Origin of the sequence: Maribacter taeanensis (assembly GCF_047345145.1) — a bacterium.
Taxonomy (GTDB): domain Bacteria; phylum Bacteroidota; class Bacteroidia; order Flavobacteriales; family Flavobacteriaceae; genus Maribacter_C.
Map to the genome: position 1 here is coordinate 143471 of NZ_JBLFER010000004.1, position 12557 is coordinate 156027.

At 39.7% G+C, this 12557-nt stretch carries 8 protein-coding genes and 1 pseudogene; 6 read left to right on the forward strand and 3 right to left on the reverse strand.

What is annotated here, in order from left to right; all coding sequences use genetic code 11:
- Positions 1-61: 61 nt before the first annotated feature.
- From ACKWCD_RS14050 to ACKWCD_RS14060, 3 genes are read left to right on the forward strand one after another with little or no spacing between them, the layout of a single operon-like run.
- On the forward strand, positions 62-1729 hold the full coding sequence (locus tag ACKWCD_RS14050; protein WP_413984593.1) for a tetratricopeptide repeat protein: 1668 nt from the start codon (positions 62-64) through the stop codon (positions 1727-1729).
- A gap of 11 nt (positions 1730-1740) precedes the next feature.
- The gene (locus ACKWCD_RS14055) at positions 1741-3465 is read left to right on the forward strand and encodes a tetratricopeptide repeat protein (RefSeq protein WP_413984594.1); all 1725 of its coding nucleotides are present in this window, start codon (positions 1741-1743) and stop codon (positions 3463-3465) included.
- A 38-nt stretch (positions 3466-3503) separates the two neighbouring features.
- Entirely contained in the window at positions 3504-4124 is a 621-nt protein-coding gene (locus ACKWCD_RS14060; protein ID WP_413984595.1) for an SCO family protein, read from the forward strand.
- 45 nt (positions 4125-4169) lie between these two features.
- On the opposite strand, the gene ACKWCD_RS14065 is transcribed toward ACKWCD_RS14060, so the two are convergent.
- Positions 4170-5825 (reverse strand): serine hydrolase, encoded by a 1656-nt coding sequence (locus ACKWCD_RS14065; RefSeq protein ID WP_413984596.1) that lies wholly within the window; start codon positions 5823-5825, stop codon positions 4170-4172.
- 127 nt (positions 5826-5952) lie between these two features.
- Here ACKWCD_RS14065 and ACKWCD_RS14070 point away from each other — a divergent pair, with 127 nt between their 5' ends.
- Both ACKWCD_RS14070 and ACKWCD_RS14075 read left to right on the forward strand, forming a co-directional pair.
- The gene (locus ACKWCD_RS14070) at positions 5953-8145 is read left to right on the forward strand and encodes a M28 family metallopeptidase (protein ID WP_413984597.1); all 2193 of its coding nucleotides are present in this window, start codon (positions 5953-5955) and stop codon (positions 8143-8145) included.
- A gap of 47 nt (positions 8146-8192) precedes the next feature.
- Entirely contained in the window at positions 8193-8405 is a 213-nt protein-coding gene (locus tag ACKWCD_RS14075; RefSeq protein WP_413984598.1) for a putative signal transducing protein, read from the forward strand.
- On the opposite strand, the pseudogene ACKWCD_RS14080 reads toward ACKWCD_RS14075, so the two are convergent.
- Together ACKWCD_RS14080 and mnmA are read right to left on the reverse strand one after the other, a co-directional pair.
- Positions 8406-9356 (reverse strand): annotated as a pseudogene (locus ACKWCD_RS14080) (NAD(P)H-dependent flavin oxidoreductase); the annotation flags it as partial. It lies immediately after the preceding gene.
- 83 nt (positions 9357-9439) lie between these two features.
- Positions 9440-10630, reverse strand: a complete 1191-nt coding sequence (gene mnmA / locus ACKWCD_RS14085; RefSeq protein ID WP_413984599.1) for a tRNA 2-thiouridine(34) synthase MnmA — start codon at positions 10628-10630, stop codon at positions 9440-9442.
- A 288-nt stretch (positions 10631-10918) separates the two neighbouring features.
- On the opposite strand from mnmA, the gene ACKWCD_RS14090 reads away from it, so the two are divergent.
- Positions 10919-12328 carry a fasciclin domain-containing protein gene (locus ACKWCD_RS14090; RefSeq protein WP_413984600.1) on the forward strand — a complete coding sequence of 470 codons (1410 nt, stop codon included), beginning with the start codon at positions 10919-10921 and terminating at the stop codon, positions 12326-12328.
- The last annotated feature ends 229 nt before the right edge of the window (positions 12329-12557 follow it).

The following is a 12557-nucleotide window of genomic DNA, read 5'->3' on the forward strand; positions in this document are numbered from 1 at the left end:
TGATATGGTAATTTCCTAATAGCATGCCATGCTAATTGAACCAATAGCTAAAACCAATTTCATGAAATCAATTTCAAAAAATGTATTCCTCTTAGTTCTCATCTCATTTTTAGGATGCAAAGACCAGAAACCAAATCCAGCATTAGCATCTCTGAATCTATTAAGAGGCGATTTACAACTTTGCGGAAATGGACAATTCGGAGATGTCAACTTTTCAGAATCCTGTACTTACGAAACAAGGGAGACTTTCAATCTTGCCATTGCCCTATTGCATTCTTTCGAGTACACTGAAGCTGAAAAAGCTTTTGTTCAGGTTATCGACCAAGATCCAGAATGTGCCATGGCCTATTGGGGTGTGGCTATGAGCATTTATCACGGTTTATGGGCGCCACCTCCAAACACCGTCCTGGAAAAAGGTAGCAAGTTGCTCGAAGTGGCCCAAAAACTACCCAAGTCAAAAAAAGCTGAGCAATATTTGGGTGCTATCGGAGCTTTTTATGAAGATTGGGAAACCGTAGACAACCAGACCAGAAAGGAGCGCTATGCCAAAAAAATGGGGGAAATGTATAATGACAATTCTGATGATACTGAAGTAGCAGTGTTTTATGCCTTGGCACTTCGAGCATCGGCTGTGCCCACAGATAAAACCTATAAAATACAACGGGTGGCAGGTCAAATACTAGAGGCGTTATTTGAAAAAGAACCCAATCACCCAGGAATTGCGCATTACATCATTCATTCGTATGACTATCCAGAATTAGCGGAATTAGGTTTGACTACCGCAAGAAGATATGCGGAAATTGCACCGAATTCGGCGCATGCACAGCATATGCCCTCGCATATCTTTACTCGATTAGGACTTTGGGAAGAATCTATTAACACCAATATCAACTCAGCCTCCTCGGCGACCTGCTACGCGGAAAGTATTGCTCCAGGAGCACATTGGGATGAAGAAGTTCACGCCATGGGATATTTGGTGTATTCGTATCTCCAGACTGGAAATAATGAAAATGCTCTAGAGCAGTACAATTATTTAAAATCGTTTGAAGAAGTTTTTCCTCCCAATTTCAAAATTGCCTATACCGCTGCTGCTATACCTGCACGCATTGCCATAGAGAATAAGAATTGGGAAGAAGCGGCAGCCATAGAATTGCCTAAAAATCTAGGGTTGGCTTGGGAATCATTTCCATGGCAAAAATCCATTTTGCATTTTACCCGAGCAATGGGTGCCATACATACCAAAAACCTGAATGCCGCGGAAAATGAATTGAACACTTTAAAATCATTTCAAAATGAGTTAATTCAAATGAATGATGCGTACAAAGCAAATCAGGTCGGTATACAGATTAAAATGACAGAAGGCTGGTTAGCACTAGCCAATGGAAATAAAGAAGAAGCGCTGGCATCAATGAAAATGGCTGTTGAAATGGAAAGTAAAACATCAAAACATCCCGTAACTCCTGGAGAAGTGGTACCTGCTGATGAGCTTTATGCTGATATGTTATTGGCCATGAACAAACCTCAACAGGCTTTGGATGCGTACGAGCTAAACCTTCAAAGACGCCCGAATCGGTTTAATGGTATTTATGGTGCTGCAATAGCTGCAAAGCAGTCGGGTAATCAAGAAAAAGCAAATCACTACTTTAACCAACTGATTGAATTAACAAAGGATTCGAATAGTAAACGACCTGAAGTTGCCGAGGCAAAGAAGTTCATACATCAATCTTAATAGAGAACATCATGAAAACCAAAATCAGCCTTTTAGCATTAGGAGCATCGCTTCTAATGCTAGTCCATTTTATAACTAAAGATTCTAATGGAAATAAAGATTATCAAAAAGCGTCCTTTAGTTTTATCAAATGCACGCCCGCAAAATTTATGTTGGACGTAATCGACACTACCCAACAGATTTCACCACTTTTCAATAATTTGGGCAACCTACACTTTCCTATTTCCACAGAGAATGAAAGGGTTCAAGCATTTTTTGACCAAGGTGTAAAATTATCCTATGCCTTTAATCATGCTGAGGGCCATCGCTCTTTTATGGAAGCTGCTAGACTAGACCCAAATTCCGCCATGTCATATTGGGGGCAAGCTTTTGCCTTGGGTCCAAATATTAATGACCCTTTGCCTGTTGAGGAACGTAAGGTCAAAATTAATGAGGCCATGGCAAAAGCTCGAAAATTATCGGCCAAAGCGAATGCAAAAGAACAGGCTCTTATAGAAGCACTATCGGCAAGATATAGCGAGGATTTAACTACGGATACAGCAGAACTTAATTTGGCGTATATGCGTGCTATGGCCAAAGTGGTCGCAAAGTATCCGGAAGATGCGAATATTCAGATTCTATATGCCGCTTCGGTGATGAATACTGTACCTTGGAATTATTGGGATAAAGACGGAAATCTATCCCCAAATATAAAAGAAGCGAAAGCTGCTCTAGAAACTGCAATAGCACTTGAGCCTGAAAACCCTGGAGGACATCATTACTATATTCATATGGTAGAATTACCCTATCCGGATATGGGCGTAGCTAGTGCTGATAAATTAGTTACACTCATGCCAGGCGCTGGTCATATCGTGCACATGCCTTCACATATTTATATTCGTGTGGGGCGCTATTTAGATGCCGTTAAAGTAAATCAAGTCGCTATTCAAGCCGATGAGGATTATATCGCGCAATGCTTTGCTCAGGGACTTTATCCACTGGCCTACTACCCGCATAATATTCATTTCCTTTGGTCGTCGGCAAGCTTGCTTGGCGCTAGTGATATTGCTATTGATGCTGCCAAGAAAACGGCTGAAAAGGTACCCACGGGAGAACTGGTAACGCTTCCATTCTTACAGGATTTTTCTGCTACGCCCTTATTGGCGTATACACGCTTTGGTAAATGGAATGAAATTTTGACCATCCCCGCTCCTAGTCGAGACATCAAACATTTAAACCTCATTCGTCACTATGCCCGTGGAATCGCATTTATCCGAAAAGGAAATCTTAAGGATGCGCAAGAAGAACTAGATGCGATTGAAACATTAAAAAATGACCCGGAGCTGGAAACTCTGGTCGCTACTGCAAATAATGCTTCTATTCATTCAGCCAATATAGCTTACGAAATTGTCTCTGGTGAATTGGCGGCAGCAAGGGGCGAGATTTCGGAAGCCATTAATCATTTGCAAAAAGCGGTTGCATTTGAAGATGCGCTGACTTATACGGAGCCCGCTGCATGGCACATCCCGACACGCCAGAATTTAGGTGCTGTTTTAATGAAAGCTGAAAAATTTAAAGAAGCTGAAAAAATATTCAAAGAAGATTTAGCAATTCTCCGCCAAAATGGGTGGTCTTTAATGGGACTTCACAATAGCTTAAAAGCTCAAGGCAAACTAAAAGAAGCCCAAGAAATCAAAGCAGAATTTGACAAAGCTTGGGAACATGCTGATGTAGAAATTGATACCTCCGTCTTATAATGAAACCATTTAAAAAGACAAACAAAGGTATAATAGCAATGTCATTTTTGATAGCTATTTCTGCAGCCGTAATTCTTCTCTTATTGAATACCAAGTCAGACTTACCCGTTTTTAATCCCTCTGATTTTAATCCTGAACTGGTTGACGTTAGTTTGCAAAATGAGGTGACTGACCATTCTGTATCCGATTTTGAGCTTTTTAATCAAAATGGCGAAACAATTACGCAAGAAGATTATGATGGCAAAATTTATGTAACCGACTTCTTTTTTACAAGATGTCCGAGTATTTGCCCTATTATGTCAAATAATATGGAGAAACTACAAAGCACATTCCTTGATGAGGCCGATGTGATGTTTCTCTCGGTATCTGTCACGCCAAAATTGGATAGTATTCCCATTTTAAAAGACTATGCCGAAAAGCATGGTGTCATTAATGGCAAATGGAATATCACAACTGGTGATAAAAAACATATTTACAACCTAGCTCGTAAAAGCTATTTTGCTGTTGTGAATGAAGGAGATGGCGGACTTCAAGATTTTATACATACGCCAAACTTCATATTGGTGGATAAACAAAAGCGGATTAGAGGGGTTTATGACGGTACAAAAAATGAAGAAATTGAACGACTAACAAATGAAATCAATCTTCTAAAAAATTAATCATGAACAATGTCATTTATTATGATGCAACTTCCACCCATCGAACTAATCCTTCTTCTCTCCTTTTATTTCTTGTCCACCTTGATATAAGGTGACATGAGAAACTTTTCCAGAATCATCTCGACCAAAAACTAGTTTCGCGGCCACCACCTTCAGGAAAAAGGTGTCTACCGCTTCAGGAAACACCTCAAGTTGGGGCTGTCCCGTAGCTTGGGTAAAAAGCCTATCCCCTTTTGTAGTTACTGTCAGTATAAAAGATGGTGCGAGTTTATATTCCCCTACATACTCTGGTAAAATTTTAGGGTCTATACTAATTTCCTCTTTTTCAGTGGCAGGTTTTTTATCTGTTTCCACACCTTTTCCCTTACTACCACGAGCTGAAAAATTTGCAATTCTCTTACCATCTTCCAAGGAGAAATTATAACTAGTAAATCCATCCTCAAAAATGAACTTACTTTCATTGAGGGGAAAAATCGGCAATATGTTGCTGCCTTCTCGTTGGCTAAATAATTTCCCATCTTCAAAGGATATTGAACGAAATACTTCATTCTCGTATTCATAGTTACCTACCCACTTTTCTAGCTGATTATTGCTCAAAGTAACTGCTTCGCTTGTATCAGGATATGGTTTTCCCAAGGCATGTGCCGCAATTTTAACAGCCACATTGTTTGGTGAAGAACCATCTCGGTTAGTCAATATGATAACATAAAGGTTGTTCTTCGGCACATAAATTCCCGCAGTGGTATACCCGAAAATACCTCCGCCATGTTCAATTGAAGAAGAACCATTGATTTCATTTATCATCCATCCATAGCCATAATTTGTTGGGTCGCCATTTTTCAATTTTGTATTGGTAAACGCCATCATCTTAGATTCCGACTTTAAAAGCGTATTATTATGAATCGCCTGATGCCACAATAACATGTCGTCAACAGTTGACATTAATGAACCAGCAGCGTAAGGTAGGGTCAAGCTTAAATAATTTGAATTACGCCAGCCATTTTCAGCTGGACTATAACCTGTTGCACGATTCGGAATCAATTGTGTCATACTCCCATAATAAGAACTTTTCATTCCCAAAGGGGTAAAGATATTCTCCTCGATAAATTCAGCATAAGGTTTTTCCGAAACCACTTCGATGATATGGCCTAGAATTATGTAACCTGAATTATTATACCTCCATTCTTCACCCGGATTAAAATCCATGGGTTCATTCTTAAAATGGTCTATGAGTTCAGTAGGGGTCATATCTTGGCGGGCTAGTGCCATAAAGCTTTCCATACCTGTATAACTTTTAATTCCAGAAGTATGATTAAGCAAATTGTGAACGGTAATCTTTTTTCCGTTTGCTGGATAATCAGGTATGAATTTGGTAATCTCATCGTCAACTGAAAGTTTGCCCTGTTCCATTAACATTAAAATCGCCACTGCCGTGAATTGTTTAGTAATCGAACCTATTTCAATTACATTTTCAGGCTTCATTGCAACCCCCAATTCCAAATTAGCCATGCCGACGGCATTTCGATAGAGAACTTTGCCATCTTTATAAACCAAAGCCGTAGCACCGGGTTTCTCACCTGAATAATTTTCAGAAAGAAGTTTGTCAAAAGTGGTCTCAAGGTTCTGAGCTGAGGAAAAATTGCTACTAACAATCGCTGCTACGAATAATAGAAGCATTGCTACTCTCTTAGTGTTCTTCATGTTTGCCGAGATTTATTACTATTTACAAGGTAAGACGCCAAAATCATATTTCGGTTACACTTCTTCAACTTTTTTCCCAAAAAAGAATTTCTAAATTCAGTATCTTCATTAGCTAAATCCAACCAAAATGAGAACACAATTTTTTATTCTTGCCCTTTGCCTGTCCATAGGTTTTCTTAACGCACAAGAATCCATCTTAGGGTTTACTCCTGAAAGTGCCAAAAAACAACAGCAATTAGAAGCCGCTTTTGAAGCAAAGCTTGATGCCAGCAATCTAGATGAATGGATGCAATTGATGTCAGCAGAACCACATTGGGTGGGAACTGAATACGGAGAGAAAAATGCCAAATGGATTCAAAAACAATTCAAATCTTGGGGCTATGATGCCAAGATTGAAACCTATCATATTTTATTTCCTTATCCCAAGGTCCGATTATTAGAACTTACGGGTCCTACTTCATATAAAGCGAAATTAACTGCGGTTCCTGTTGAGGGCGATGAATTTACTGCGCAAGGTGAGGCCCTACTCCCAAGTTATAATGCTTTTTCTACGGATGGAGATGTGGAAGCAGAATTGGTTTTTGTGAACTACGGAATTCCTAGCGACTACGAAGTACTTGATAAATTAGGAATCGATGTAAAAGGAAAAATCGTTATCGCCAAATACCAAGGTTCATGGCGAGGAATTAAGCCAAAACTAGCAGCAGAACATGGAGCTATAGGATGTATCATCTATTCTGATCCTGCGGATGATGGGTATGGTCGTGGCGATGTTTATCCGAAAGGAGCTTTTAAAAATAAAACAGGTGTACAAAGAGGTTCTGTAATGGACATGCCCACCTACCCTGGTGATGTGTTGACTCCTGGTTACGGAGCAACAAAAGATGCGAAACGTTTGGATAGAAAAGATGCCCCGACGATTACTAAGATTCCAGTACTTCCTATTTCTTATGAAGATGCACAACCTCTATTAGCTGCTTTAGATGGAGCAGTAGCACCACAATCATGGCGAGGTGGATTACCAATCACCTATCATATTGGACCTGGTCCAGCGAAAGTGCATTTGAAACTAGAGTTTGATTGGAAGTTGGTACCTGCTCATAATGTGATCGCAACACTAAAAGGGACAGATTTTCCTGACGAATGGGTCATGCGGGGCAATCATCATGATGCATGGGTACATGGTGCAAATGACCCTATCAGTGGAATGGTAGCATTAATGGAAGAAGCTCGTGCTGTAGGTGAGTTAGCTAAAAAAGGGAACAAGCCGAAACGTACACTAGTTTATTGTGGGTGGGATGCCGAAGAACCCGGACTCATAGGATCTACCGAATGGGTAGAGGACCATAAAACGGAACTCCAGCAAAAAGTAGTCGCCTACATCAATACTGATGGTAACGGACGTGGATTTTTAGGCGCTGGAGGTTCTCATAGTTTACAAGCTATGGTTGGAGAAGTCGCCAGAACCGTGAAGGATCCTCAAAGAGGTGTTTCAGTTAAAGAAAGAAGAAGTGCAGTCAATATGGTAAATGGGGGAACAGAAGATTTTGAGTTATATGCTCTAGGTTCAGGTTCCGATTATACCCCTTTCATACAGCATGCAGGAATCGCATCTTTAAACTTAGGTTTCGGAGGTGAAAATGCGGGTGGTGAATACCATACCATTTATGATACCTATCCGCATTACAAACGATTTAAAGATCCTGAATTTGCGTACGGAGTTGCTCTAGCCAATACGGCCGGTAGAATTACACTGCGATTAGCCAATGCTGATATGCTTCCTTTTGAGTTCAAGCAATGGCACAAAACCGTTTCTGGATATCTAGATGGAATCATGAAGCAAACCAAAAAGATGCGAAAAGATGTTGAAAAGCATAATATGATGGTAGAAAAGAACATGTTCGAACTGGCAGCCGATCCTAAGAAACCGTTTTTTAAACCAAAGAAAAAAGAATCCATTCCCTATTTAGATTTTACACCTTTACAAAATGAATTGGCAGCTTTAAAAGCTAGTATAGGAATACTGGCTAAGGCCGATGTATCAAAACTTTCCAAAGAAAAACGCAATAGCCTGAATAAGAGATTAATGCTTGCGGAGCACGTGTTAACTTCGGAAGAAGGTTTACCAAGACGTTCATGGTTCAAGCATCAAATTTATGCCCCTGGCTTTTATACAGGTTACGGCGTAAAAACCTTACCAGGGGTTCGCGAAGCAGTTGAACAAAAAAACTGGAAAGAGGCACAAGAACAAATTGCAAAACTTGCAAATACCTTGAAAGATTTTGACAAACATCTTCAAGAAATGGCTGCAATGTTGTAAAACAAATTCGTATTTTAGGAAAGCATAAACCAAGATAAAGATTTGTTATGGATACGAATTACACTCGAATTTATATCGGAAATATTGCAGAAGCGCAAAGTATAGTAAGTCGTTTAAAAGATATTGGCATAATTGCAGTGGTTAAAGATGAGGCTGAATCTGCACGTTTAGCAGGCTTCGCATCTTCTATGCTTGGAGAGGCAGAAGTTTTTGTACATAATGATGAGCTTCAGGAGGCTGAAAAGGTGTTGGATTCATAACTACAGATTCGCGACTTCTTTTTTAGCCTCTTCAAATTCGTGAATCATATCTTCAACGATTTGCGCTGCAGGTTTGATATCGTTAATTATCGCAGAAACTTGACCGATTTCTAATTCGCCTTCTTCCATATCGCCCTCGAACATTCCGCGTTTTGCTCGTGCGCGACCCAAAACTTCTTTTAATTCTTCCGTAGATGCACCTTTGGCATAAGCCACTTGAACGTCATTGTAAAACTTGTTCTTGATTAGCCGTACTGGGGCTAACTCTTTTAATGTTAGTTGCGTATCACCTTCACCAGCTTCAACCACTTTCCGTTTGAACGCGTTGTGCGAAGAAGCTTCTACACTGGCTACAAAGCGACTTCCTACTTGCACTCCGTCTGCACCTAAAATCATTGTGGCAAGCATTGCTCTTCCAGTAGCGATTCCACCAGCGGCAATTAATGGAATGGTTATTTTTTCTTTCACTGAAGGAATTAAAGTTAGCGTTGTTGTCTCGTCTCGTCCATTATGTCCTCCAGCTTCAAAACCTTCAGCAACGATAGCGTCGACTCCTGCTTCTTGAGATTTCAAAGCAAACTTCAAACTGCTAACTACATGCACAACAGTAATCTCTTTTTCCTTGAAATAAGATGTCCATGTCTTCGGATTCCCTGCCGATGTAAAAACAATCTTTACGCCCATTTCAACAATGATTTGCATTATCTCCTCCAAATCCGGATAGAGCATGGGTACATTAACCCCAAAAGGTTTGTCCGTAGCTTGCTGACATTTTTGAATATGCTCGCGAAGAACTTCAGGATACATACTTCCCGCGCCGATAATGCCTAAACCACCAGCATTTGAAACTGCTGATGCTAAGCGCCAACCGCTCGCCCAAATCATTCCTGCTTGAATAATGGGATACTTGATCTTGAAGAGGTCTGTTATTCTGTTTTGCATAGCTACATCTGTCTGTTCGAGCGCAGTCGAGAACTAGATCAAAATATTAAAAATAACCTCTCGACTGCGTTCGAGGGGACAACGGACTAAAGTTATGAAATCACTCCTGAACCTATTAGCTCATCTTCAATATACCAAGCTACAAACTGACCTTCTGTTATTGCTGATTGCTTCTCTTCGAAATCAACATAAAGACCGCCATCGACTTTGTATAAAGTTGCCTTTTCCAGAGCTTGACGATAACGTATTCTAGCAATGACTTCTAAAGTCTCGTCAACTTTCAAAGCCAAATCTGGGCGTACCCAATGCAATTCAGCATCCGTTACAAAAAGAGTTCTACGATATAAACCTGGATGATTTTTTCCTTGTCCCGTATAAATTACATTTTCCGATACATCAGTTTCTATGACAAACAAAGGCTCTTTGGTGCCACCAACGTCCAAACCTTTACGTTGTCCCTTGGTAAAATAATGCGCACCTTGATGCTCACCTACAACTTTACCATCTTCAATATGATAAATAGGCTTTTCTGAAGTATAGGCTAGTTCGGCTTCTTTGGAATCAAATTTGACTTGTGAGCGATGTAATTGCACTGCCGCTGCTGGAACCTCAACTATGATTCCTTTTTTAGGTTTCAATTTTTGCTGAAGGAATTCGGGCAATCGCACCTTGCCGATAAAACAAAGTCCCTGAGAATCTTTTTTATCTGCGGTGATCAAATTATTGGCTGCGGCTATTTTCCGGACTTCTGGTTTTTGCAATTCCCCGATAGGAAAAAGTGTTTTGGACAATTGTTCCTGAGATAATTGGCACAAGAAATAGGATTGATCCTTATTAGTATCTGCACCTGAGAGTAACTGATACGTTTCACTACCATCCGCATTTTTAATCGTCCCCTTTCTACAATAGTGCCCAGTAGCTACATAGTCGGCACCAAGCTGAAGCGCGATTTTCAAGAATACATCAAATTTAATTTCGCGATTACAAAGCACATCAGGATTCGGCGTACGACCCATTTCATATTCCTTGAACATGTAATCGACAATCTTTTCTTTATACTCAACACTTAAATCAACGGTTTGAAAAGGAATACCCAATTTTTCAGCTACAATCAAAGCATCGTTGCTATCCTCCAACCAAGGACATTCCTCAGAAATGGTTACAGAATCGTCGTGCCAATTCTTCATAAAAAGACCTATTACCTCATACCCTTGTTCTTTCAAAAGGTATGCGGCAACACTAGAATCTACTCCGCCAGAAAGTCCGACAACCACTCTTTTCATCTCAGTATAAAATAAGAGTACAAAAATACAAAATTTACCGAGCAACAAATAATTCATAATCTTCAATGATCATTTTCTAAACAGAGCAAAAAAGAGGTATTTGTTCACCCTGATACCTGTGGTGATTTTATTTAATTTGTTAAACTTATTATAAAAAAGAATAAACAAAAGCAACCATCTATGTTTTTACACATCTTTGGACCAAAAGGATATGTATGAATTTATAAAAATATTATGTTTCTCATTTTCACCTATTAATTAAACAATATAAACCTTAAAACAAATTTCATGAAAAGTATTTTAAAATTGAAAAGTCTTGTCTACTTAGTATCAATAATTTTTATTTCCTCATGTAGTAATGATGACAACAATGGTCCTGTGACTGGTCCAGCAGACGGCATGCCCGACGTAGAAATGTCAGACATTGCGGACTTGGCTATAGCCACAGATGATTTAACAAGCTTGGTTGCTGCGCTTACAAGAGCAGAATTGGTAGATACGGTGAAAGGAACTGGTCCCTTTACGGTATTCGCGCCAACAAATGATGCATTTGCTACTTTCCTAGACGAAAATGGTTTTGCAACTTTAGAAGATGTACCTGTTGATGTTTTGGAACAGGTTTTACTAAACCATGTTGTAGCGGGTAAAAATTTATCTAGCGCATTGACTACAACATACATCAGCTCTTCTTCAACGGCTGGTGTTGATGGCAAAGCGCTGAGTCTCTTCGTTGATACGTCAAGTGGTGTAAAAATTAATGGAGCAACGGTTAGTACTGCAGACGTTGAAGCCTCTAACGGTGTGGTTCATATTGTAGATAAAGTAATTGGGTTACCTACAATTGTAGATCATGCAATAAACAATCCTGCATTGTCAGAATTGGTAGGAGCGCTAACTGCGGATGGAAATACCACCTTTACTGATTTGTTATCAGATGCTGAAGGAAAGTTCACAGTTCTAGCTCCGGTTAATGATGGTTTTGCAGCTTTTATGAATCCTAACAGTAGTGACATAAATAATGTTCTCTCGAACCATGTAATCGCAGGAGCGGCTCTTGCGGCAGCGGATTTATCAAACAGTTATGCGAATACCGCAGCGAAAAATAGCGACGATGATGCATTGAGTATCTACATCAACACAGATGATGGAGTTAAGTTTAACGGAGCCAGTGCAGTAGCCATTGCAGATATTGTTGCAACAAACGGAATTGTACATGCCGTAGATCAAGTTATTGATTTACCAACAGTTGTTACCTTCGCCGTAGCTGACCCAAACTTTTCTACCTTAGTTGAAGCATTAACTACTTTGACACCAAGTGTTGATTTTGTTAGCGTGTTATCTTCTCAAGGAGGTGCTGGCAGCGATCCATTTACGGTTTTTGCTCCTACAAATGATGCCTTTTCAGCGTTGGCCGCTATACCAGATGAAGCCGGCTTAATACCTGTTTTACAACATCATGTTATTGGTGGGGCTAACATTCGCTCAGGAGATTTAACTCCTGATGGGACTACAACTACCCCCGCTACATTAGAAGGTGACAGTTTCACAATTACTTTGCCGGGTACTGACGGCAACATTGCAAATGTTGTTGATGGCGCTAATAACGATGGCATTGGAATCGACGTCGTAGATGTTCAAGCGGTAAATGGTGTAATACATGTACTTGATAAAGTACTAATTCCAAATACATCGAACTAATTTCTTGGAAAAACAAACTGATTGTAAGTTCATAAAGATTACTGAAAGAGAACTCTGCATCTGAACAAATGCACTTATAGGTATCTCTAAAATAAGTTAGGTTAGTTGTTCTAAACTTCTCAATGCGCAATTCTCTTTGGAAATTCGTGTTGGGAAGTTTTTGATTTTAAAATCACCTACATGCAAGTACCTTAAAAAAATCAAACATCATTTTAAGATAACTTAGCAT